Source organism: Streptomyces sp. HNM0574 (genome assembly GCF_012726235.1).
In the GTDB taxonomy this organism is placed as follows: Bacteria; Actinomycetota; Actinomycetes; order Streptomycetales; family Streptomycetaceae; genus Streptomyces.
Genome location: NZ_JAASAH010000010.1, coordinates 148132 through 169301 on the forward strand (window position 1 = coordinate 148132; position 21170 = coordinate 169301).

A 21170-nucleotide genomic window follows, 5' to 3' on the forward strand; every position below is an offset into this window, starting at 1 on the left:
CGCGGGCGCGTTACGGGGCCTGCGGCCGGGCACAGGCCGCCGCACACCGGTGTGCACGCGCCCGCACAGCCCCTTCCGTAACCGCTCGTCTCCCGTTCACCCGCCCGCCATGGCGGAACCCCGGGAGCGGCGCGGGGAGTTGGCGCGCGGTCACAGATGGGTGGCGACGGGCGCGGGCCGGTCGCCGCTCCCCGTCGCCCGGGGGACGGCCTGGATGGCGAGGGTGGTCACCAGCGCGGCTGCCAGCAGCCCGAACGACGCCCACATGGCACCCGCGTACACACCGGTGCCGGAGGCGCCCCCGTCACCGGCCGCCGTGATCAGCGCCGAGGGCAGGGCACTGCCGAGCGAGGCCCCGATGCCGAAGCACGCCCCGTTCAGCCCGGGCAGCGCGCCCTTCTGGTCCTGCGGCGCGGAGACGACGGCGAGCCCGTTCAGCGCGGTGATGCTCAGCCCGTTGTAGGTGACCCCCAGCACGGACAGCGCGGCGCACAGCACCCAGGGCGAGGTCATGAACGGCACGGCGACCGCGATCGCGAGCAGCGAGCCGACGGAGCCGAGGACCACGCTGCGCCGCCACCCCAGCCGCGGCCCGAGATGCCCCGCCAGGGGCGCACCGATCACGCCGAGCGCCTGCGCGGGCATGGAGTACATCAGCGCGGAGTGCGTGGCGGAGAGCCCGTAGCCGGTGTCCGGGTCCTGGGTGAGCAGCGGGACGGTCAGCATGATCGCGCCGAAGGCGCCGCCGAGCGTCAGCGTCGTCGTCAGCAGCAGCGGCCAGGCGCGGCGGGAGGCGAGCAGGGTGGTGTCGACCAGCGGGTCGCGCGTACGGCGTGCGGCCGCGCCGAAGACGGCGAGCGCGGCGAGTCCGGCGAGGGCGCAGCCGAGCGTCGGCAGCGAGGTCCAGCCCCAACTCTGGCCCTGCGCGAGGCAGATCATGAGTCCGGTCAGTCCCAGCCCGAGCAGCGCCGCCCCCCGCCAGTCCATGCTGCCGCCGGCGGACGGCGGCACGGACGGCACGTACCTGACGATCGCCAGCGTGCCCCCGGCCGCGACCAGCAGGGAGGCGACGAAGATGCCGCGGAAGCCCACGGTGTCCGCCAGCTGCCCGCCCAGGACGGTGTCCACGCCCGCGAACCCGCCGTTCACCGCGGTGATGATCCCGGCGGCCCGGCCGAACCTGGCGGGCGTGAGCACGTCGTCCAGCGCGAGGAAGGACAGCGTGAACATCGCGGCGCCGGCGCCCTGGAGGATCCGCCCGGCGATGAAGAAGCCGATGTCGGGGGCGCAGGCGCAGGCGAGGTCGCCGACGATCACCAGCGCCGAGCAGAGCAGCATGACGGGCTTCCGGCCCCGGAAGTCGCTGAGCCGCGCGAGGGTGACCTGGCCGATCGCGGCGAACAGGAAGAACAGCGTCTGCGAGAGCCCCACGAGCCCGCTGGTGGTGTCCAGCCGCCGGACGACGTCGGGCAGCGCCGGAGAGAGCATGGTGGCGTTGAGCTGGTAGCCGAGTACGGCCAGGACCAGGGCGACGAGCATGCCGGGGCGGCTGCCGGACTCCCGGGGCGGACGGCCGACGCACGTCGACATGGTGGCTCCTAGGGGTGGGACGGGACGGCGGGGGCGCACCGGCACGCCGTCCCGCCCGGGCGACAGGGCGGCGGGAGGGGACGTACGGGACGGCGGCGGCATGGTGGCCGGGCGGCGCGGGTGGCGCGAGGCGTCGGCGGGGGACCGCGCGGGCGGGGACGGCGGGACAGCCCGATCGGGGCAGTGCGGTCCGCACGGTCGGCAGGCACGAGAGGACGCAGCCACTCGCGGACGAGGAGAAACGACACTCACACGTCACCCCGAGTTGTCTGACAGGGCGACGTTGAGGGTCTGGTCTATCCTCGCCGGATGCGCCTGTCAAGATCTCGCCCCGGAAGCCCAGTTGCCGTCACCATTCGCGACGGAGTGACGCACGCCACCCAGGGAACCGGTTTCACGGTCGGGGTGGATTGGCCCTAGGCTCTGTCCATGTACTTGTCAGACAACGCCCCTCGCGGTGCAGCCCTCAACAGTGACCTGATCCGCCGCGCCCCCAAGGTGCTGCTCCACGACCACCTCGACGGCGGCCTCCGCCCGGCGACCATCGTGGAACTGGCCCGCGAGGCGGGCTACGAGAACCTCCCGACCACCGACCCCGAGCGCCTCGGCACCTGGTTCCGGGACGCGGCCGACTCCGGCTCCCTGGAGCGGTACCTGGAGACCTTCGCGCACACCTGCGCCGTGATGCAGACCCGCGAAGCGCTGTTCCGCGTCGCCGCCGAGTGTGCCGAGGACCTCGCGGCCGACGGCGTCGTCTACGCCGAGGTGCGCTACGCGCCCGAGCAGCACCTGGAGCGCGGCCTCACGCTGGACCAGGTCGTCGAGGCGGTCAACGACGGCTTCCGCGAGGGCGAGCGCCGCGCGGAGGCGGCCGGCTCCGCCATCCGCGTCCGCACCCTGCTCGCCGCCATGCGGCACGCCACCCGCTCCCGTGAGATCGCCGAACTCGCCGTCACCCACCGGCAGTCGGGCGTCGTCGGCTTCGACATCGCCGGGGCCGAGGCCGGGAACCCGCCCGAGCGGCACCTCGACGCCTTCCACCACATCACCAGCCGCAGCAGCCACATCACCATTCACGCCGGCGAGGCGTTCGGCCTGCCCTCCATCAAGCAGGCCGTACGCAGCTGCGGAGCCCGCCGCCTCGGCCACGGCGTACGACTGGTGGACGACATCGACGTCGCCGCCGACGGCACCGTCACCCTCGGCGAGATCGCCAACTACGTACGCGACACCCGCATCGCCCTGGAGGTGTGCCCCACCTCCAACCTCCAGACGGGCGCCGCCACTTCGTACCGCGAGCACCCCATCGACCTGCTGCGCCGGCTGAAGTTCCGGGTCTGCGTCAACACCGACAACCGGCTGGTGAGCGGGACGACGATGACGCGCGAGTTCCAGCACCTGGTGGACACCTTCGGCTACGGCCTCGACGAGATGGAGCTGCTGACGCTGAACGCGATGAAGTCCGCCTTCATCCCGTTCACCGAGCGCTCGGCCCTGATCCACGAGGTCATCCGCCCGGGGTACGCGCGGCTGCGCACCGGCGCCGTCGACCGGGTGCCGCAGGGCGCCCTGGGCGCCACCGCGTAACGGCGGCGCGCCGCGCAGGGGAGCGGAGCGGGCCGCCCGGGCCCCGCTCACGCTGCCCGCGCCGCCGCTCCCGGCGTCCACCAGTGCGAAACTGAGGCCGCTCCCGAGGCCCTTCGCGGCCGACGGGGCGCGCAGGGAGCGACGGAACACACCTCGGGGAGACGGAATGGCCGGCAGACAGATCCAGCGGCGCCCGGTCGTCACGCTGTACGAGCGGATCGTCGACGCGATCAGGGAGGGCACCTACCCGCCCGGCTCGCAGCTGCCCACCGAACCCCGCCTCGCCACCGAACTCGGCGTCAGCAGGCCGGCCCTCCGCGAGGCGCTGATCCTCCTCCAGGAGGACGGCGTGATCACCGTACGGCGCGGGGTGGGCCGCACCGTCAGCCAGCACCTGCCGCCCCGCGGATTCGAGTACCTCAAGCCCGTCGAGCAACTGCTCTCGGAGGGCCAACCTGCCCGGACCAGCGCCCTGTTGCGGACGGTCGAGGAGCCCACCGACTTCTCCACCCAGCACCTCCTGCTGCCCGCGCGCAGCGAGGTCCGCTTCTGGGAGAGCCGCGTCGACTCCGGCGGGGTGCCCTGCTGCCTGACCCAGGAGTGGTCGGCCCCGGACGAGGTCCTCGCCGAACACGTCCCCGAGGCCGCCGGACTCCTCGACGGCCCCGACAGCAGCGGCTCCACCATGCTGGCCCTGCTGCTGCGCGCGGGCCGCGGACTACCGCTGAGCGGCGCCAGCACCGTCGTGGCCACCATGCTCGGCCGCCAGCGGGGCGAGCAGTTCGGACGCTCGGGCGACACCCCCGCGGTCCTCGTCACCCAGGTCGTCCGCCTGGAGCGGACGCCGCTGCTCGCCGCCAAGTACATGCTCCCCAGCGGCGCCCCGGCCCTGCCCGTCTGGCAGGCCCGCTGACCGCACCCCAACGGCCGCCGCCCGCCCGCCCGTTCACGGCCCGGGCGGCAGCACCCGCGCGACGAACCCGGCCAGCCGCGCCCGCAGCTCCTCGCGCGGCACCTCCTCGTGATCGGCCAGGTGCCCGACGAGGTCGGCCCGGACGGCGGCGAGCAGGGCGTGCGCCGTGAAGTCACTCCCGTCCGGCCCGTCCACCCGCTCCAGCACACCCCGCAGCAGCCCGTGCCACCGCTCGTAGTGCTCGGCCCGGTACGGACTCCCGCCCCCGCCCCCCTCCAGCGCCTGCGCGAGGCGGCGGTTGTCGAGCTTGAAGCACAGGAGGGCGTCGAGCAGCGCGGCCACCCGCTCCCGCGGCGGGGCGTCGGGCCCCAGCGGCGGCGGCCCGCTCTCGACGGCCTCCCGGACGGGGTCGAGCCGCGCCGCGTACAGCGCGCGGAGCAGCCCCGCGCGATCCCCGAAGGCCCGGAACAGCGTGCCCTTCCCGACCCCGGCCGCCGCCGCGACCTCCGCCATCGTGACGTCCTCGGGCCGCCCGCTCCGGGCGAACAGGGCGTCGGCGGCCGCGAGTACGGCCTCCCGGTTGCGTACGGCGTCCTTACGGGACGTGCGTTCGGGCACGCTGCCCTCCCTTTGCGAAACGGACCGCCGGTCCGCTACGTTCAAAGCGGACCGACGGTCCGCATTCTACGAGACGGAGGATCACCGTGTCCGAACCGGCTTCTACCCCCGCGCAGCTCTTCCGCCACAGCCTGCGCCTGCTGCTCGCCAAGGACATCCCCGGCTGGGTCGCCCTGTGGGACGACCACGGCGTGATGGAGTTCCCCTTCGCCCCCGAGGGGCGCCCCCGCCGCCTGGAGGGCAGGGATGCCGTCGCCGCCTACATGCGCCCCTACCCCGACCACATCGACCTGCACGACTTCCGCGACGTACGCATCCACGAGACCACCGACCCGGGAACCGTCGTCGCCGAGATGCGCGGCGTGGGGCAACTGGTGGAATCCGGCGCCCCCTTCGAGACCCGGTACATCGCCGTCGTCACCTTCCGGCACGGCCGCATCACCACCTACCGCGACTACTGGAGCCCCCTCACTCCCGGCGCCGAGTTCACCGGGAGCGCGCGATGACGTCCCCCGTCCTGGTCATCGGCGCCACCGGCACCACCGGCAGCCGCACCACCGCACGGCTCACCGCCGCCGGCCACCGCGTACGCGCCGCCACCCGCCGCACCACGCACGTCCCCGGCGCCGAGCCCGTCCGCTTCGACTGGACCGATCCCGCCACCCACGCCGCCGCCCTCGACGGCGCCGACCGTGTCTACCTCGTCCCGCCCGTCGGCGATCCCGACCCGGCGGCGGTCATGCTGCCCTTCCTCGACCGGGCCAGGGCCGCCGGAGTGCGCCGCGCGGTCCTGCTGAGCTCCTCCGCCATCCCGTCCGGCGGCCCGGCGGTGGGAAAGGTGCACGAGGCGCTGCCCGGCCTCTTCCCCCAGTGGGCGGTGCTGCGCCCCTCCTGGTTCATGCAGAACTTCACCGGCACCCACCCGCACGCCGTGAGCATCCGCGAGGAAGGCGTCATCCGCACCGCCACCGGAACCGGCCGGATCGGCTTCGTCGACGCCGAGGACATCGCAGCCGTCGCCGCACACGCCCTGACCGATGAACGGGCCCCCAACACCGACCTGCTCCTCACCGGCCCCCAGGCCCTCAGCCACGACGACATCGCCGCCATCACCACGGACGTCACCGGCCACCCCGTGGCCCACCGTCACCTCACCCGCACCCAGCTCCGCGACCACCTCACGGCAGCGCTCCCGCCCGAGTTCGCCACCATGCTGGCCGACATGGACCACGCCATCGCCCACGGCGCCGAGAACCGCCTCACCGACACGGTCCACCGCATCACCGGCCGGCCCCCGAACACGTACCGCACCGCCCTGAAGAGAGAACAGCGGCCCACCACCCGGACATGACCCACCGTCACGCACCCCGCCCATGACCCGTTCGGGGTGCCAAGGCGCGAGCCCCCTTGCCTTTCGCGGACACAACGAAGGCCCTCACGCTCCCGTGAGGGCCTTCGCGGTAATTCACCCAGCTCAGAACGTTTCTGCACGCTCCGGCAGTGGTGGGGCGGGTGGGACTCGAACCCACGGCCGACGGATTATGAGTCCGTTGCTCTAACCGGCTGAGCTACCGCCCCGGGACGGCGCGCGTACATCTGTGCGCGTCGCTTCTGCCGCAGCATAGCTGCTCATACGATCTCCCGCCCCTGCCGGGGGGAGCCGTACGCAGGGGAGGACTCCGATCTTGGGGCGGTTGGTTCCCGAGATCCCCAACATCCTTGCCCGGGCACCGAATCGGCGTGATCGGGATCACATGCACGGGTGGCGGACGCCGACGGGACCAGGTGGACCAACAAGAAGAAGGACCCCCGGAGGGGCCCTTCTTCGTTTGCTCCCGCGACTGGACTCGAACCAGTAACCTGCCGGTTAACAGCCGGCTGCTCTGCCGATTGAGCTACACGGGATTGTTCCGCTCGGACACGCCCACTTGGTGTCGGGGGCGTTCCCTCGCTGTGAGCAATACATTAGCGCATGCCAGGGCCTACGCCGAAATCGGTGACCGCGGGGCCCCGGGTACGGTCCTCGGACCGCCCCCACCAGGGAACCGAGAGAAGGGTGTTGCCATGCGTTACCGGCTCACGTTCGCCGCTGGACTGGCCGTCGGATACGTGCTCGGTACGCGCGCCGGTCGCGAGCGTTACGAGCGTCTGCGGGAGGCGGGCAGGCGAATGGCCGAGAATCCCGCGGTGCGGAACGCGACCGAAGTCGCCGCGCAGAGTGGCCGGGAAGCGGCCTCCAAGGCGGCCGGTGTCGTCACCGACAAGCTCGGCAGCCGGCTGCCCGACTCCGTCGGCGACAAGGTGCGGGCCCTGCGCGACCAGCGGACGCCGCTGGACGACGACTGGGGCAGGAGCAACACGTAGCGCGCCGATTCCCCGGCGGGCCCTTCCGTCCGGTGCCGCGTTGACCGCGGTGCCCGGGTGGGAGGGCCCGTTTTTTGTGCGGGGAGGCGCGGGTCAGGTGGGGAGGGGGCGGGCGCGGGAGGCGTTGAGGAGGGGGCCGAGGAGGTCGCCGTGCCGTTCCAGGCGTGCGGGCAGGTCGGTGGCGAGGAAGACCAGGTCGTCGGGGGTTCCGGCGGCGTCCAGCTCGTCCCAGGTGACCGGGGTGGAGACGGTGGGCTGCTGCTGGGCGCGGAGGGTGTAGGGGGCGGCCGTGGTCTTGGCGGCCGCGTTCTGGGAGTGGTCGACGAAGACCTTTCCGGGGCGGAGGGCTCTCGTCATCCTGCTGAGTGCGAGGTCCGGCATCGCGGCCTCGGCCTCCTGGGCGATCCGCTTCGCGTAGGCGGAGACGGCCGAGGAGTCGGTGAGCTCCACGGGGGCGAGCAGGTGCAGGCCCTTGGAGCCGGAGGTCTTGGCGAGGACGGTCAGGTCGTCCCCTTCCAGGCGTTCGCGGAGCCAGTGGGCCACGGTCCGGCATTCGAGGATTCCGGCGCCGGGGCCCGGGTCGAGGTCGAGGACGAGGCGGTCGGCCATGGCCTCGTGGTCGATCTGCCACTGCGGGGTGTGGAGTTCCAGTGCGGCGAGGTTCGCGGCCCAGACGAGGGTGGCCAGGTCCTGGATGAGGACCTGGTTCATGGGGGTGCTGCTGATGCGGGTGGTCTCGCGGACCGTCACCCAGGAGGGGGTGCCGGGCGGGACGTGTTTCGCGAAGAAGGAGGGGGCGTCGACGCCGTCCGGGTAGCGGAGGAAGGAGAGCGGGCGTCCGAAGAGGTGCGGCAGGACCGCGCCGGCGACCGAGGCGTAGTAGTGCAGGGCTTCGCCCTTGGTGAAGCCGGTGGCCGGATAGAGCACCTTGTCGAGATTGCTCAGGGCCAGACGGCGGCCCTCGATCTCCGCGTACGGCATACCCTGAGAGTCCCACAGAAGGGACAAAGGATGCGTTCTATCTGGAAAGGGTCCATTTCCTTCGGTCTGGTCTCCATCCCGATCAAGGTCGTCTCCGCCACGGAGAGCCACAGCGTCTCCTTTCACCAGGTGCACACCACGGACGGCGGGCGGATCCGCTACCGCAAGGTGTGCGAGCTGGAGGAGAAGGAGGTGCCGAAGGAGGAGATCGGCAAGGGGTTCCAGACCGGGGACGGGACCACGGTGCAGCTGACGGACGACGACCTGGCCTCGTTGCCGCTGCCCACGGCGAAGACGGTCGAGATCCTCGGGTTCGTGCCGGCCGGGGACATCGACCCCATCCAGCTCGACCGCTCGTACTTCCTGGAGGGCGACGGGCAGGCGGCGGACAAGCCGTACGCGCTGCTGCGGCGGGCGCTGGAGCGCTCGGGGAAGGTGGCCGTCGCCAAGCTGGCGATGCGGGGGCGGGAGAGTCTCGGAATGCTGCGGGTCTACGGGGACGTGCTCGCGCTGCACACCATGCTGTGGCCCGACGAGATCCGGTCGGCGGGCGGGCTCGCTCCCGCCGAGAGCGTCACCGTCCGGGACGCCGAACTCGATCTGGCGGACACCCTGATGGAGACCCTGGGCGAGCTGGACTGGGACGAGCTGCACGACGAGTACCGCGCCGCCGTGGAGCAGCTGGTCCGGGCGAAGGCCGAGGGGGCGGAGCTGCCCGAGGAGCCGGCCGCCGAGGCGGGGAGGAGCGGCCGGGTCGTCGATCTGATGTCGGTGCTGGAGAACAGCGTGCAGGCCGCGAAGGAGTCCCGCGGGGAGGGCGGGGAGGCGACGGTGCACGAGCTCTCCGAGCGGCGTGCGGCGAAGCGGCCCGCTTCCGGGGGCACGGCGAAGAAGACGGCGGCGAAGAAGAGCGCGTCCGGCGGGAAGAAGGGTGCCGCGGCGAAGAAGAGCGGGGCGAAGGCGGCGGAGACGGGCGGGGCGAAGTCCGGCGGGGCGAAGGCGGCGAAGAAGGCGGCGAAGAAGGCCGCGGCGAAGTCGTCCGGGGCGGCGAAGAAGAGCACCGCCAAGAAGAGCGCACGTCCCCGCAGGTCCGCCTGAGTGCGGGGCCGTACTGCCGGGCGGTTCAGGGGGCCTGCGGGGAGTGCCTCCCGTGGTGGGTCCGGGTGCCGGCCTCGGCGGGGACGCGGTGGCGGGGGAGGAAGAGCACCGAGTTCACGTAGCGGCGGTGGGGGGCCAGGGAGCGGCGGAGCAGGCCGTGTTCGGCGACGTGCGCGGTGCACTTCTGGTGGTGGGCCAGGTCGAACCTGTCGAGCGGGAGCCACTGTTGGGCGGGGCGGACCCAGCCTCCGTAGTCGAGGGTGGACAGCAGGTCGAGGACCGGGGTCATCGGCTGGATGCGCAGTTCGAGTTCGATGAAGAGCGCGGGACGTGATCTGCGGATGGTCTGCTCCGCGCCCTGGAGGACGGCCAGTTCGCTGCCGTCCACGTCGATCTTGAGCATCGTGACGTCGCTGAGGGCGAGTTCGTCCAGGGCGAGGCACGGGACGTCGAGCGGGGTGGCGTGGATCTCGCGGCGGCGGACGAGGGAGGAGACGCCGCGGTCGCCGCGTCCGTCCCGGGGGAGCCAGAGGGTGGCGGTGCCCGTGCGGTCGGTGGCGGCGGCCTGGAGCACCTCGACGTTGGCCGGGGTGGTGTCCCGGAGGCGCTGTGCCAGATGGGGCACGGGCTCGACGGTGACGACGCGGGTGGCGCGGTGCGCGAGCCGGCGCGTCCACGGTCCGTACCAGCCGCCGACGTCGACGGCCGTGCCGCCCGGTGGGCAGAAGTCGGCGAGGTGGCGCAGCTCCGGTTCGAAGCGCGGGTAGAGGAGGTCCGTCGCCGTGGTGAGCAGGCGGGGCGGCAGATGGGGGGCGAGGCGTGCGGCGAGGGTCATGACGGGTGGCCCTCCGGTGCGTCGACGCGTTTGAGGAGCTGGGCGTGCTCCTCGTCGTCCACCTGTTCGCCAGAGGAGGGGAGCAGCTGGGGGATGCCTTCGACGACGGGGTAGCGGCGGCGCAACCTCGGGTTGTAGAGGGCCTGTTCGGGCTGGAGGAGGACGAGCGGGCCCTTGTCCAGGGGGCAGGCCAGGATGGCGAGCAGGGGATCGTCAGCGGAGAGGGGCATGGGGGGTGCCTTTCGGGGTGGGGGAGGGGCGGTGGTTCGGTGGCTCATCCACTGGTGGCGGGCGCACCGTGGCGGACAGCGGCCGTCCGGCGGGCGGGAGCGGGGCGCGGGGCCGCTGGTCCGGCGTCTCGCGGGGTGCGGTGTCGTGCCGGGGCAGGGCGAGGAGGACGGTGACGGCGAGGAGGGCGCCGCCCAGGCGCAGGGCGAGGCGCAGGGGTTCGCCGGGGAGCGGTTCGGCGAAGACGAGGGTGCCGCTGGTGACGGCGTAGAGGAAGTTCACGGTGGTGCACACGGGCACGATGAGCGAGGCGCGGCAGCGTTGCAGCGCCGTCTGGGAGAGGACGAGCCCGGCCGGTCCCGTGAACAGCAGGAGGTAGGGGTACGGGGAGGACAGCACGGCGGTGAGGGTGCCGGGGACGTCGGACGGGTCGAGCAGGCCCGCGACGCCCTTGATGGCGAGCGAACTCACCCCGTACAGACAGCCGATGGCGACGCCGTAGGGGACGCCCGCGGTGGGGCGGCGGTGGCGGCGCCGGGAGCGGCGATCGGCGGCCAGATGGAGGCCGACCGCGAAGCCGAGTGAGGGGACGCAGACGCTCAACAGGCCGGTCAGCGGGGCGATTTGGCTGATCCGCTCGGGGGTGCCGCGCAGCGAGAGGACGATCATCACCAGGGAGGCCAGGATGGCGGCCATCGCCAGGCGTTCCCGTCCGCCGGGGCGTTCGCCGAGGAACCGGGACGACAGCAGGAGCAGCATCACCAGCCCGGTCACGAACAGGCCCTGCGCGGCGACCAGCGGCAGCGTGCGGTAGACGGCCAGCTGCGCGGCGAAGCCCAGGAGCAGCGCGGTGGCGCCGGCCAGCCAGAGGGGGCTGCGGACGAGATGGAGCACGACGCGGGTGGGGCGCGCTGCCGAGAGCGCGGGGAGCGCGGACAGCGCCCGCTTCTCGATGACGAAGCCGGCGCTGAAGAGGAGGTTGGCGAGCAGCGCCGCCGTCACACCCCACAGCATCAGCGGTTCCCCGCTCCGACGGCTCCGGACGTCCCCGCGGTCCGGCCGGACGGTTTGCGGGCGTGGACGAGCAGGATGGAGGACAGGGAAGGCACGCGGCAGGCGAGCCGGTCCAGCGGCCGGAACGGGCGCGGCACGTCGTGGTACGGGGCGCCCGCGAGCCGTACGTCGGTGAAGCCGGTGGCGGGCAGCAGGGAGCGGAGCGCGGCCGCCGTGTAGAGCCGCAGGTGGCCCACCACCTGGGAGCCCGGACGCCCGTGGATGCCGCGCAGCGACACCTCGGAGAAGACCGGCTGGGTGCCGCAGAGCAGCAGGGCGCGGTTGTACCAGGCGGCCAGGTTGGGGGTGGACAGCAGGAGGTGGCCGCCGGGGCGGAGCACGCGGCGCAGCTCGTCCAGCGCCGCGTCCGGGTCCACCAGGTGCTCGATGACCTCGCTGAGGACGACGGCGTCGGCGGAGCCGTCGGCGAACGGCAGCCCGGGCGCGGTGAGTTCGCCCCGTACCGCGGTGAGGTGGCCGCGGGCGCGGCGCAGCGCGTCCTGGGACCAGTCGATGCCGACGAGCCGGTGCCGCGGGCCCAGGGTCTCCGCCATGACCGCCGCCGCCGTGCCGTCCCCGCAGCCGATGTCGAGGACGGTGCGGGGCGCGGGCGGGTGGTGGCCGGGGCTCTGGTGCGGGGAGGCGGACGGTGCCGGGTCGCGGTGCAGCGCGGAGGCGAGCAGGGCCGCCTGGCGGCGGGCCCGGTCGGGGCCCGAGGCCACCGGGGTGGCGGGGTCCTCGTACAGGCGGCGGAGGCTGTCGTGCGGTTCCGGGCCGCCCGCGCGCGGAGGGGTGTTCCGGCTGGTGGGGCGCGCCGTCATGGGTGCTCCTCCTGCTCCTCGGCGGTCGGCTGCTCGTACGAGGTGGCGGCGAGGGACGCGGCGAAGAGCGAACCGAGCCGCGCTCCCGCCTCGTCGTCCAGCCGGGAGCGGGACCAGCGCAGGGCGAGGTGCAGCCGGCCCGCCGTGGAGACGGTGGTGACCGACAGTCCGCGTGGTGAGCGGGCGGGGGCGGAGAACCAGACGGCACGGGCGCGGCCCGCGTCGCCGAAGTCCAGCGGGTAGGGCACCCGGCCGATGTTGGACAGCAGCGTGGTCGAGGCCCAGGGCCCGGCGGCGGCGCGCAGGCCGCGCACGTAGGCGGCGCGCACGCCGACGGGCAGCACGGGCGCGGTCAGCAGGGCGCCGCTGAAGCCGAGTTGGGGACGGTCGGCGGACTTCAGCGCCCTGGTGCGTTCCGCCGTCGCCCGCAGCAGCGTGCCGACGGCCTCCGGGTCGGGCCGCTCGTGCGCGGTCAGCGCCTCGTGGAGCTCCCGTTCCGCGGGGCCGAAGGTGACCTCCACGAGCCGCGTCCCGTTCCCGATGGGCATGTCGGCGGTACGGGGACGGTCGTCGACGGGCATGGTGACCCGGACCGGGCGCGGGGCACGCCCGTGGCTCCGGTTCCAGCGCGCGCACATCAGCCAAGTGGCCACCAGCAGCTGGTCGTTGACGGTGTACGGGCCCGGTGCGCCCGCCGTTCTGGGCGGCCGGGCCGGTAGGGGCAGGTCGGCGATGAGCATCCCGTTCCCGGCCCGTCCCGGGTGCCGGGTGTCGGGGGCGACGCGGGCCGGCCGCCGCCGGAGCGGTGTGCCGGCGGGCGGTGGTCCGGCCGCCCCCGTGGCGCGTACCGGTGCGGGCGCCGGGGAGTTGTCGGCGCCGCCGTACAGTTCGGCCGCCGTGGCGAGGACGCGCAGGCAGGAAGGGCCGTCCAGCGCGGTGTGGTTGATGGTGGTGAACAGCACCCAGCCGGTGCCGTGCGGGACGACCTCCACGCGGACGGGCGGTGAGGTGTCGAGCGGCGGGCAGAGCGCGAGGGCCCTGCGGCGCGCGTCCTCCAGCGTGCCCTCCGGCCAGGAGAGGGGGACGGCGTCGGGGGCGCCGGTGCCGTGCCAGAGGTACCGCCGGTGCCACCAGCGGGTGGGCAACTGGCGGACCAGGATGCGGGGATGGCGGCGCAGCGCCTCGCCGAGCGCCTGCCGCAGCCGGGCCGGGTCGGGACGGGCCGGCAGGTGGATCTCGATGTGTACGGTTTCCGGCTCGTCGGGGGCGAGGCAGTGCCGCGTGATCTCGTCCACCGTGGGGAACGGGATGCGCCGCGGCACGGCCTCGTCCGGGAGTTCGCTGTGCGCGGGCTGGAGCACGGTCATGCGGTACGTCCCCCGTTCTCCGGTCGGCCGGTGTCCTCGGGCGGCGAGCCGCGGGTGGTGCCGCGGCGCGGGAAGGTGACCAGGGCGGCCGACAGGGCGAGCAGGGCGAGGGCCTGTGCCGGGTGGCCGAAGGCGCCCTGCCCCTCCGCGACGGCCGAGGGGACGCCCACCGCCGCCGCGACGCCCGCGCCCGCCATCGCCGACAGGGCCACGGGGACGAGCAGTCGGGGCCGGAACCTGGCCGCCACCGCGAGCACGGGCACCAGCACCGCGTACGGGCCCGCCGCCAGGGCGACGACGAGGGTGACGGCCAGCGTGCCGAGGACGGCGCCCGGCGCGGGCGGCGGGCCGTCGTCGCCGAGCGGGGTGCCGCCCCGGCGGCGGAGGAACGCCAGGCCCAGCAGGGCGAGGAGTCCGGCGCCCGCCGCGAGGAACCCGGCGTCGTACCAGCGGGCCGGCTCATACTCCAGGCGTACGTCACCGGCGGCTCCGGCCGGTACCAGGAAGCCCTGCTGCCAGCCGTCCAGCCGGAGCGGGGTGAGCTGTTCGCCGTCCAGCGTGGCCTTCCAGCCCTCGTTGACGTTCTGGTGGATCTGGAGGTACGAAGCGGACCCCTCGCCGACCCGCACCGCGCGGCTGTCCCCCGACCAGTCGGTCACGGACAGCCCGCGCGGGCTCGAACTCGCGGCGGAACCGGCCTTCTTGGCCGCCTCGCCGCCGCTGAGGGTGATGTCGGTGACGGCGAGCGCGCCCGGGCCCGCGGACTCGACGGTGTGCCGCCCGGCCTCCAGCGTCAGCCGGCCGTCCTCCGCCTTCCCGGCGCACAGTTCGACGTCGACGGGGCGGCGTTCGGTGAGGTCCCGGACGGTTCCCTCGGCGCGGGTGGTGTGCAGGGTGCCGTCGACGGAGACGGCCGGGCCCTGCCCGCAGGGGACGGTGAAGCGGCGGTCCGGGTCGGGCGGCGGGACGCGGAGGTCCTTCAGCGCGGGCAGGTACACCTCGTTGAGGCCGACGGGCAGTTGGAGCGCCTTCCCGGCCAGCGGGTTGTGCACGGTCAGCGGGCGGGTCTTGGTGACCGTGACGGTGAGCCGGTCGGTCCGGATCGGTTCGAACCGGGCCTGGCCGTTCTTGTCGACGCCCGCGGTCGCGGCGCCGTCGGGGGAGCTGATCCGGATCTCCTCGGGGCGGGCCGAGATGCCGCCCGCGCCCGCGAGGACCATTTCGTCGATCTCCTTCTTGCCCGGCCAGCTGAGCCGGATGGTCGGCTTGTCCCCGGCGATCCACGCGGTCGACAGATCGCCGTCCACGAGGTTGCGGGCGCTGAGCTGCGTGCCGGTGCGGCTGGTGGAGTCCGCCGAGGCGGTGATCCGGTTCCGCGATCCGGGAGCCACCCGGTCCAGCAGGCGGTCCAGTTCGGCGCCCTGCTGCGGCAGCGCGCGGGCCGTCAGGGTGTGGCGGGCCGCGGTGTCCGTGCGGAACTGGCGGTGCAGCCCGCGTTCCGCGGCGGCGGGGGACAGCGCGCCGGGGTCGCTGCCCCGGTGCAGGGAGACGATGCCGCCGTCCGCCTGCCCGCCCGCCGCGTCGGACGGCAGCCGCAGCAGCCGCGTCAACTGGACGCCGGGCACCCGGACTTCGGCGAAGCCGGCGCCCGAGAGGCCGGGGCGCGGCTTCTGCGCGTCCACGATGGTCAGGCGCAGCCACTCGGCGCTGCCCCGGGGCGCGGCGATCCGCTGGCGGGAGCCGTCGGTCCGCAGGGTGCTGGTCCGGCTCCCCTCGTCGGTCTCCACCCGGACCCGGGTGGGCGCCGCGCGGGTGGCCTCGGCCGGCAGCGGGGTGACCTCCAGGGAGGACGGGACGCGGACCGGCTCGTCGAAGCCGACGCGCAGCCACTGGCCCTCCGGCTCGCCCGTGCTGCCCTCCGCCCACGCCGTCTCCGGGTCACCGTCGAAGGCGCCCACCGGGTCGAACTGGGGGAGGTGGAACAGCCAGTTGCCGCTGCTGGAGGCGGTGACGGAGGAGGCGCCTCGCACCACGGACACCGTCTGGTGCTCCGTCCCCTCCGTCGGGAGGATCTGCTTCGGCTCCTCGCCCGGGTTCTGCGCGCTGTCCGGGTGGTTCCGCTCGCGTGCGGTGTAGGTGTACGAGGTGTTGGTGTTGACCAGCCCGAACCGGGTGTCGGCCCGCCGCATCCCGTCGGCCGTGACCTGGAGGGACGGTTCCGCCAGCCCGGGGTGACCGTCGCCGGTGAGCACCGTGGGACGGTCCTTCAGTCGCGGGTCGTCGGCCAGTTGGAGCAGCGCTTCGGGCCCGCCGCTCACCTGCGCGGTGTCCGCGACGGGCTTCAGCGCGGCCTGGGAGGGACGTTCCGTGCCGACCGGTTCGTAGATCTCCACCGCGCGCTGGCGCGGGTAGAAACCGGCCACCTGGAGGGGCGTTCCGCCCGGAATCCGGCCGCCCGTCAGCAGGGGGCCGAAGCTCTTCACCTTCCGGTACCCGGACGCCTCCAGCGTGCGCTTCACCGTCTGCGGCGGGACGTAACCGATCTGGTCGGGGTCGAGGTCGTTGCGGACCACGACGTCGTGCAGTCCGGCGCGGTTCAAGAAGGCGCGCAGGCCCGGCACTTCACCACCCGTGGTGAGCGCCTGCTCCACCGCGTCCATCGCGCGCCGGTTGCCCGGTGTCCCGAACGGTACGTAGTCGCGCTGGGCCCACGGGGACGAGGCGAGCACGTCGAGCGGCTGGTCGATGGGCGAGCCCCAGGTGTGGATGCCGTGCGCGGTGGCGGGGGTGACGTAGGCGCGGCTGTCCGGGGAGTGCTTCTCCAGCCAGTCGGCCGTCTGCCGCCAGTGCGCGGGGAGTTCCTTGAACGCGCCGGGCTGGAGGATGTCCCCCGTCGCGTACGGCAGGGCCAGTCCCGGCAGCAGGAGCAGCGCGGCGAGCCCCGGCAGCAGCCGGCGGAACGTGGCGCGGGGTGCCGCCGTGCGCTGCGGCGGCGCGGCGTGCCGGGCGGCGCGCGGCAGCACAACCGTCCCGCCGTCCGGGGGAGTTGGGGCGCCGTCGGGTTCCGGGAGCCGGGTCCGGAAGGCCACCGCGAGGAGGTGGGCGAGTCCGAGGGCGAGGGCCAGGGCCAGGCCGGGCTGGAACTTGTAGATGTTCCGGAACGGGCGCAGCGCCCCGTCCAGCCACGACTGCACCGTCTCCGCGAACGGCCCGCCCAGCGCGCCCGCGTACCCGGCGAGCATGATCCCGCTGACGACGGTCACCGTGAGCACCAGCCAGCGCCGCTCGGGCAGGTCGCGGCGGGCGAGCCCGGCCAGGCCGAGCGCCGCGGCGAACGCGCCCGCGAGCACCGTGAGCAGGCCGGTGGCGACGGCCCAGCCGGCGGGCAGCCAGGGTTCGCCGAAGTTGAGGTAGGCGGTCCAGTTCCCGGCGCCGCGCAGCATCTCCGTCGCGGACATGGTGCCGGTGGTGGTGCGCGCCGACTCGACGTACGGCATGAAGTCCTCGCCGTACCTGCCGAGCAGCAGCAGCGGCACCGTCCACCACAGCGTCGCGAGCACCACCCCGGGCAGCCACCAGGCCAGCAGCGAGCGGCGCCTGCGCCCGGTGCGGGTGAGCAGGTAGAGGCCGACGGGCAGCAGGGAGGCGAGGGTGGAGGCGGCGTTGACCCCGCCCATGAACGGGATCAGCAGCGCCGAACGGGCCGCCGCCACCCTCGCGGTCAGCGTCGTCGACAGCAGCGGCAGCAGCACCCACGGCAGCGCGGCACCCGGCAGCGCGGCCGCCGAGGTCGAGCCGACGACGACGGTGAAAGTGGGCCACAGCGCGTAACAGAGCGCCGCGAGCAGGCGGGTACGCGGCGAGCCCGTGCCGAGCCGTTCGGCCAGCCGCAGCGCGCCCCAGAACGCGGCGGCCACCACCAGTGACAGCCACAGCCGTTCGGCCAGCCAGGTCGGAATCCGCGCGAGGTCGGTCAGGCCGTAGTACGGCAGCATCGGGAACAGGTAGCCGGCGTACTGGTCGGTGATGCCGCCGAAGCCGGCCGTGTCGTGCCAGAGGCCGCCGAGGTCGCCGAGGAAGCGCCAGGGATCGGTGGCGACGCCGAGCTTCGTCTCGAACGTCATCCGGCCGGGCGACTTGGCCAGGAAGGCGGCGAACAGCGCGGCCCACACACCGAGCAGCCAGCCCCGGTGCCGCCGCCCGCCGGGCTCCGCCGGAGCCGGTGCGGTGCCGGGCCGGCCGGCGTCCGGGGGCGCGCCCCGGGCGGGCGGCGCGGGGCCGCGGGCGTGCGGGGGGACGTACGACGTGGTCATCGGGGACACCGCCGGAGGATGAGGAGGAGGTTCCAGGTGGCGAACTCGCGCAGCCCGGGGACGCGGGTGACGGCCCCGGCCAGGAACGGCCAGTAGCGCGACCGCGCCGAGACGATCTCGACGTCGTCGCGGGCCCTTACGTGCCGCAGCGTGGCACCGACATGGACGGCGAACAGGTTCTCGCCGACGGTGTGCTTGGCCTCGCGCCCGTGCCGGCGCCGGTAGCGCGCGCGGGCACGTTCGTGCCCCAAGTAGTGCCAGGGCGCGGTCTCGTGGCCGCCCCAGGGGGAGTACCAGTTGGTGAACGCCACGTAGATCAGCCCGCCGGGGCGGGTGACGCGCACCATTTCGGACAGGAAGGTGGGCGGGTCGGCGACGTGCTCCAGCACGTTGGAGCTGAAGCACACGTCGGCCGCGCCGTCCGCGAGGGGGAGCAGATAGCCGTCGGCGATCACCGCTCCGTCCGGGCCGGGGCCGTGCGCGTGCAGCTCGCGCGGGTCGGGCTCGAAGAGGAAGCACCGGGCACCCCGGCGCCGGAACTCCCGGGTGAAGTGCCCGCTGCCGCCGCCGACATCGGCGACGGTGGCGCCCGACACCGGGGCGTACCGCGCCACTTGGGCGACCGCGTCGCGGGCGAGGAGCCCGTAGACGTGCTCGGGGTCCTGCTGCTCGCGGAGGAAGGCGCGGAAGAGGGTCACGGACCTGCGGACCGAGGGATCGCGCACGGCCGTCACCGTCTCTCGCGGGGCGCGGCGGCCACGGGCAGGCGGGCCGGGGGCGGCGCGGAGGCGTGGAAACGGGCGTACGCCTCGGCCGCGACGGCGCGGAAGCTCGTCACCGTGTGCGCCCAGCGGAAGCGTTCGGCGCGGCGCAGCGCGGCACGTCCCATGGCGGTGCGGCGCTCGGTGGACAGCGCGAGGGTGCACCAGTGGGCCGCGAACGCGCTCTCCCCGCGGGCCAGCAGGCCCGTCACCCCGTCCTCGACGGAGTCGCGCAGTCCGGGGATGTCGAAGCCGACGGCGGGCGTGCCCCGGACGGCGGCCTCGGTGACCACCAGCCCCCAGCCCTCCACCAGCGACGGGTGCAGCAGCAGCCAGGACTGGCACAGCAGCCGGTGCTTCTCGGCCTCGCTGACGTGCCCGGTGAAGACGACGCCGGGGCCGGCCGTCGCGGCCAGCCGCTCGCGCTCGGGCCCGTCGCCGACGATGACCAGACGTCCGCCCGTGACGGGCCGTACCCGTTCCCAGAGCCGGAGCAGCAGGTCGATCCGCTTGTACTCGACCAGCCGTCCCATGGCGAGGAACATCGGCTCGGGCGCCGCCGGAACCGGCGGCTCCGGCTCCTCCACGCCGTTGTGGACGATGCGGATCTCCTCGTCCGGCACGCCGAGTCCGCGCAACGCGCCCGCGGTCGAACCGGACACGGCGACCTTGAGGTTGCGCCGGTGGCTCCCGGCCAGCGCCCAGTGCTCCAGCCGGCGCCCCAGCCGCGCGGCGGGCGCCGGATAGCGCATGCCCCACAGCTCGGTGTGGACGTGGTTGACGAAGCACAGGGTGGGCCCGTGGTGCCACAGCGGCGCCAGGTACGGCATGCCGTTGCAGACCTCGACCAGCAGGTCGCAGGAGCCGACCCGGCGGGTGAAGGCGCCGCGGGCGCGCAGGAAGTGACCCGCGTCGCCGCCGGCGGAGACGACGCGGTAGTCGCGGTGTGCGGCGGGTCCGCCGCACAGCAGGGTGACCTCGTGGCCGAGCGCGGTGAGCCCGTCGGCGATCCGGTCGACGAGCAGCTCGGAGCCGCCCGCGGCCGGGTTGCCCAGGTCGCGCCGGGCGAGGAAGACGATGCGGCGGGGGGAGCCGTCGGCGGGAGGGGGACCGTCGGGGCTCGTGCTGGTGGCGCGGTCGCCCGTGGGGGCGGCGGCCGTGCCGGCGGGGGAGTGCGTGCCGCGTGGGGGGACCAGGGAGGGAGGTACGTGCTGGGGCATACGTGCTCCAACTCGTCAGGGGTGCGGTACGGGGGGACCGGGTGGAGAGTGTGAGCGGTGTGCGTGGGGGGTGCGGGGACGGTGCGGGGCTGTGCGCTTCGGAGTGCTCAGTGTGTGCTCAGTGTTGGGGCCCGGTTCGGTCGCGGCTACTCACGGGGATGACAATTTCCGCGCTCCGTCCGGGCGTTCGGGCCGCACTTCGTGCGCGGTCGGCGCAGGGTGCGGCCGCCCGCGGGGACGGCGGGCCGGACGCACCTGCCCGGGTCACGCGTCCCGCACCCGGACCCTGCGCCCGCGCACCGTCAGCAGGGCGCCGGCCAGCGCGGCGACGCCGCCCGCGAGGGAGGCGCCGCGCGGCGCGGTCACCCGCAGCATCTCCAGCCGGCCGCTGTCGTCGGCCGCGAGCTCGACGGCCTCGCTCCGGGTGGCCGGGGTGAACTCCAGCTTCCTGCTGCGCAGCAGCGTCACCGCGTCCTTCTCGCTCCCCGGGGCGCGCAGGGTGACGCGGGGCGCGGTGACGGTGTGCAGGATGCGTCCGGTGCGCTGGTCGACGACGAATTCCAGCCGCGTGTTGGCGTACCACTCCTCGGCGTGCACCTGGCCGCTGTCCGGCCGGTCCACCAGCACGCCGGGGACCTGCCTGCTGCCCGCGCGGGTGGGCGGTACGCGGCCGGTGAACCGCAGCCCCTCGTACCCGTCGACCCGTGCGCGGCCCGCGTACCGGAGGGGCACCGTGGCCCCCAAGGTGCCGTCCCACCAGGTGTATCCGCGCTCCTCCACATCGAAGGGGAACTTCAGGTACGCCTCGCCGCCGATGTTGTCCGGCTTCAGCCCGCAGCACCGCACCGGCAGATTGGTGGCCCGGTCCGTCACCCAGCGCTCCGTCGTCCACTGGAACGACTTGCGCGGGTCGTCGAGCTTCACGGTGCGTGGATTGTCGATCGTCTGCGAGACGTTCCAGACGGCCTTCCCGCTCCGCTCACTGGCGGCGACGTCACCGAGCACCCGGCGGGTGACCGTCAGCTTCTGGCCGTGCCGGGTGCGCAGCGCGTTCTGGTCGAAATAGCTGCCCGAACCGGTCAGGACGGAGGTCGAGTCGATGTCGACGGGCGTGCGCTTGGCGCGCGGTTCCACGTACCAGGCCAGCAGCGGGGCCAGCACGAGGAGGAAGACGCCCAGGCCGAGCAGGACGAGCCCGGTGGGGGACGGCCGGGGCGGGGAGGACGGGACGGTACGGCGCATGGCAGGGCACTCCGTGGGGTGAAGTGGTGCTTCGTCGCGCTGGGTTCACGCCGGAGGCGGAGCGGTGCGAGGGGCGGTACGCGGGGGAACGCGGAGCGGTGGTGCGCTGAGCGGCGGTGCGGCGCGTACGCGGGTGGGACGTCGGCGTGGGGGACAGCGCGTCCGGCGGTCGGAACGGC

The 21170-nt window shown here is 74.2% G+C and carries 18 protein-coding genes and 2 tRNA genes; 6 read left to right on the forward strand and 14 right to left on the reverse strand.

The features are described from left to right. Positions 1 to 150: 150 nt before the first annotated feature. Positions 151 to 1590: an MFS transporter gene (locus HCC30_RS18470; protein WP_240979692.1), complete on the reverse strand. Its 1440-nt coding sequence runs from the start codon at positions 1588 to 1590 to the stop codon at positions 151 to 153. Positions 1591 to 2019: 429 nt separating this feature from the next. Here HCC30_RS18470 and HCC30_RS18475 point away from each other — a divergent pair, with 429 nt between their 5' ends. Further along, positions 2020 to 3177: an adenosine deaminase gene (locus HCC30_RS18475; RefSeq protein ID WP_169443694.1), complete on the forward strand. Its 1158-nt coding sequence runs from the start codon at positions 2020 to 2022 to the stop codon at positions 3175 to 3177. A gap of 166 nt (positions 3178 to 3343) precedes the next feature. After that, positions 3344 to 4090, forward strand: a complete 747-nt coding sequence (locus HCC30_RS18480; RefSeq protein WP_169443695.1) for a GntR family transcriptional regulator — start codon at positions 3344 to 3346, stop codon at positions 4088 to 4090. A 33-nt stretch (positions 4091 to 4123) separates the two neighbouring features. Here the strand turns inward: HCC30_RS18480 and HCC30_RS18485 are convergent, their stop codons facing one another. Further along, positions 4124 to 4708, reverse strand: coding sequence for a TetR/AcrR family transcriptional regulator (locus HCC30_RS18485; protein WP_169443696.1), 585 nt, complete (start codon positions 4706 to 4708; stop codon positions 4124 to 4126). Positions 4709 to 4794: 86 nt separating this feature from the next. On the opposite strand from HCC30_RS18485, the gene HCC30_RS18490 reads away from it, so the two are divergent. Beyond that, the gene (locus tag HCC30_RS18490; protein ID WP_169443697.1) at positions 4795 to 5214 is read left to right on the forward strand and encodes a nuclear transport factor 2 family protein; all 420 of its coding nucleotides are present in this window, start codon (positions 4795 to 4797) and stop codon (positions 5212 to 5214) included. Continuing rightward, a complete protein-coding gene (locus tag HCC30_RS18495; RefSeq protein WP_169443698.1) occupies positions 5211 to 6059 on the forward strand; it encodes an NAD(P)H-binding protein in 849 nt (282 codons plus the stop codon). The genes HCC30_RS18490 and HCC30_RS18495 overlap by 4 nt, the downstream gene beginning before the upstream one ends. A 150-nt stretch (positions 6060 to 6209) precedes the next feature. On the opposite strand, the gene HCC30_RS18500 is transcribed toward HCC30_RS18495, so the two are convergent. Both HCC30_RS18500 and HCC30_RS18505 read right to left on the reverse strand, forming a co-directional pair. Next, a tRNA-Ile gene (locus tag HCC30_RS18500) sits at positions 6210 to 6286 on the reverse strand. A 254-nt stretch (positions 6287 to 6540) separates the two neighbouring features. Beyond that, a tRNA-Asn gene (locus HCC30_RS18505) sits at positions 6541 to 6613 on the reverse strand. A 159-nt stretch (positions 6614 to 6772) separates the two neighbouring features. Here HCC30_RS18505 and HCC30_RS18510 point away from each other — a divergent pair. Continuing rightward, positions 6773 to 7072 (forward strand): YtxH domain-containing protein, encoded by a 300-nt coding sequence (locus HCC30_RS18510; protein ID WP_169443699.1) that lies wholly within the window; start codon positions 6773 to 6775, stop codon positions 7070 to 7072. A 93-nt stretch (positions 7073 to 7165) separates the two neighbouring features. Here the strand turns inward: HCC30_RS18510 and ligD are convergent, their stop codons facing one another. Beyond that, the gene (gene ligD, locus HCC30_RS18515; protein WP_169443700.1) at positions 7166 to 8053 is read right to left on the reverse strand and encodes a non-homologous end-joining DNA ligase; all 888 of its coding nucleotides are present in this window, start codon (positions 8051 to 8053) and stop codon (positions 7166 to 7168) included. A 30-nt stretch (positions 8054 to 8083) separates the two neighbouring features. On the opposite strand from ligD, the gene HCC30_RS18520 reads away from it, so the two are divergent. Further along, the gene (locus HCC30_RS18520; RefSeq protein ID WP_169443701.1) at positions 8084 to 9151 is read left to right on the forward strand and encodes a Ku protein; all 1068 of its coding nucleotides are present in this window, start codon (positions 8084 to 8086) and stop codon (positions 9149 to 9151) included. Positions 9152 to 9176: 25 nt separating this feature from the next. Here HCC30_RS18520 and HCC30_RS18525 read toward each other — a convergent pair whose 3' ends face one another. The 9 genes from HCC30_RS18525 to HCC30_RS18565 form a co-directional block, all read right to left on the reverse strand. Next, the gene (locus HCC30_RS18525) at positions 9177 to 9986 is read right to left on the reverse strand and encodes an FkbM family methyltransferase (protein ID WP_169443702.1); all 810 of its coding nucleotides are present in this window, start codon (positions 9984 to 9986) and stop codon (positions 9177 to 9179) included. Beyond that, positions 9983 to 10216: a Trm112 family protein gene (locus tag HCC30_RS18530; protein WP_169443703.1), complete on the reverse strand. Its 234-nt coding sequence runs from the start codon at positions 10214 to 10216 to the stop codon at positions 9983 to 9985. Before HCC30_RS18530 ends, HCC30_RS18525 begins: the two co-directional genes overlap by 4 nt. Then, a complete protein-coding gene (locus HCC30_RS18535) occupies positions 10200 to 11228 on the reverse strand; it encodes a DMT family transporter (RefSeq protein ID WP_169443704.1) in 1029 nt (342 codons plus the stop codon). The genes HCC30_RS18530 and HCC30_RS18535 overlap by 17 nt, the downstream gene beginning before the upstream one ends. Continuing rightward, positions 11228 to 12088 (reverse strand): class I SAM-dependent methyltransferase, encoded by an 861-nt coding sequence (locus tag HCC30_RS18540; protein ID WP_169443705.1) that lies wholly within the window; start codon positions 12086 to 12088, stop codon positions 11228 to 11230. Before HCC30_RS18540 ends, HCC30_RS18535 begins: the two co-directional genes overlap by 1 nt. Then, positions 12085 to 13455, reverse strand: coding sequence for a condensation protein (locus HCC30_RS18545; protein ID WP_169443706.1), 1371 nt, complete (start codon positions 13453 to 13455; stop codon positions 12085 to 12087). Before HCC30_RS18545 ends, HCC30_RS18540 begins: the two co-directional genes overlap by 4 nt. After that, positions 13452 to 17768, reverse strand: coding sequence for an alpha-(1->3)-arabinofuranosyltransferase family protein (locus HCC30_RS18550; RefSeq protein ID WP_169443707.1), 4317 nt, complete (start codon positions 17766 to 17768; stop codon positions 13452 to 13454). Before HCC30_RS18550 ends, HCC30_RS18545 begins: the two co-directional genes overlap by 4 nt. Continuing rightward, positions 17765 to 18493 carry a class I SAM-dependent methyltransferase gene (locus HCC30_RS18555; RefSeq protein WP_169443708.1) on the reverse strand — a complete coding sequence of 243 codons (729 nt, stop codon included), beginning with the start codon at positions 18491 to 18493 and terminating at the stop codon, positions 17765 to 17767. The genes HCC30_RS18550 and HCC30_RS18555 overlap by 4 nt, the downstream gene beginning before the upstream one ends. Before the next feature lie 5 nt (positions 18494 to 18498). After that, positions 18499 to 19749, reverse strand: a complete 1251-nt coding sequence (locus HCC30_RS18560; protein ID WP_169443709.1) for a glycosyltransferase family 4 protein — start codon at positions 19747 to 19749, stop codon at positions 18499 to 18501. Between the two features lie 264 nt (positions 19750 to 20013). Beyond that, complete coding sequence (locus HCC30_RS18565) at positions 20014 to 20991, reverse strand: DUF3068 domain-containing protein (RefSeq protein WP_169443710.1); 978 nt, start codon at positions 20989 to 20991, stop codon at positions 20014 to 20016. Between the last annotated feature and the right edge of the window lie 179 nt (positions 20992 to 21170).

Excerpts from the sequence above, each read along its gene's own strand:
- HCC30_RS18470 (WP_240979692.1), bottom strand. The coding sequence starts at position 1,590 with ATGTCGACGTGCGTCGGCCGTCCGCCCCGGGAGTCCGGCAGCCGCCCC.
- HCC30_RS18475 (WP_169443694.1), top strand. The coding sequence starts at position 2,020 with ATGTACTTGTCAGACAACGCCCCTCGCGGTGCAGCCCTCAACAGTGAC.
- HCC30_RS18480 (WP_169443695.1), top strand. The coding sequence starts at position 3,344 with ATGGCCGGCAGACAGATCCAGCGGCGCCCGGTCGTCACGCTGTACGAG.
- HCC30_RS18495 (WP_169443698.1), top strand. The coding sequence starts at position 5,211 with ATGACGTCCCCCGTCCTGGTCATCGGCGCCACCGGCACCACCGGCAGC.
- HCC30_RS18510 (WP_169443699.1), top strand. The coding sequence starts at position 6,773 with ATGCGTTACCGGCTCACGTTCGCCGCTGGACTGGCCGTCGGATACGTG.
- ligD (WP_169443700.1), bottom strand. The coding sequence starts at position 8,053 with ATGCCGTACGCGGAGATCGAGGGCCGCCGTCTGGCCCTGAGCAATCTC.
- HCC30_RS18520 (WP_169443701.1), top strand. The coding sequence starts at position 8,084 with ATGCGTTCTATCTGGAAAGGGTCCATTTCCTTCGGTCTGGTCTCCATC.
- HCC30_RS18525 (WP_169443702.1), bottom strand. The coding sequence starts at position 9,986 with ATGACCCTCGCCGCACGCCTCGCCCCCCATCTGCCGCCCCGCCTGCTC.
- HCC30_RS18530 (WP_169443703.1), bottom strand. The coding sequence starts at position 10,216 with ATGCCCCTCTCCGCTGACGATCCCCTGCTCGCCATCCTGGCCTGCCCC.
- HCC30_RS18535 (WP_169443704.1), bottom strand. The coding sequence starts at position 11,228 with ATGCTGTGGGGTGTGACGGCGGCGCTGCTCGCCAACCTCCTCTTCAGC.
- HCC30_RS18540 (WP_169443705.1), bottom strand. The coding sequence starts at position 12,088 with ATGACGGCGCGCCCCACCAGCCGGAACACCCCTCCGCGCGCGGGCGGC.
- HCC30_RS18545 (WP_169443706.1), bottom strand. The coding sequence starts at position 13,455 with ATGACCGTGCTCCAGCCCGCGCACAGCGAACTCCCGGACGAGGCCGTG.
- HCC30_RS18550 (WP_169443707.1), bottom strand. The coding sequence starts at position 17,768 with ATGACCACGTCGTACGTCCCCCCGCACGCCCGCGGCCCCGCGCCGCCC.
- HCC30_RS18560 (WP_169443709.1), bottom strand. The coding sequence starts at position 19,749 with ATGCCCCAGCACGTACCTCCCTCCCTGGTCCCCCCACGCGGCACGCAC.
- HCC30_RS18565 (WP_169443710.1), bottom strand. The coding sequence starts at position 20,991 with ATGCGCCGTACCGTCCCGTCCTCCCCGCCCCGGCCGTCCCCCACCGGG.